The sequence below is a fragment of the Salinimicrobium oceani genome (assembly GCF_012037645.1).
Window position 1 is genome coordinate 1 of sequence record NZ_JAAVJR010001634.1, and the last position, 285, is coordinate 285.

Sequence of the window (285 nt, forward strand, 5' to 3'; positions counted from 1 at the left end):
TTTCCGTCATAGATAAGGATTTTTGAAGCATCAATATTTTTTTTCAAAACAGGATTCTTGATGGAAGACTCAGTCAACAAATCCACCTTTCTTTGAAAAAATTCCTCTAATTTATCCCAGATAGCCAGCAATTTTTCTCCTCTTTTTAAAGGATCATTTTCTTCGATTTCGATTAATAAATCTATATCACTCGAAGCTTCATCAAAATGATCTGTGGTAGCTGAGCCGAAAGCACACAAGGTTTTTACATTATGTAATCTGCATAATGTGGTGAAGTCAATAAAC

Annotated in this window: 1 protein-coding gene; it reads right to left on the reverse strand. The window is 33.0% G+C overall.

What is annotated here, in order from left to right:
• Nucleotides 1-281, reverse strand: a 281-nt coding sequence (locus HC175_RS23395) for a nucleotidyltransferase family protein (protein ID WP_168140125.1), incomplete at its 3' end; no start/stop codon positions are given.
• Between the last annotated feature and the right edge of the window lie 4 nt (nucleotides 282-285).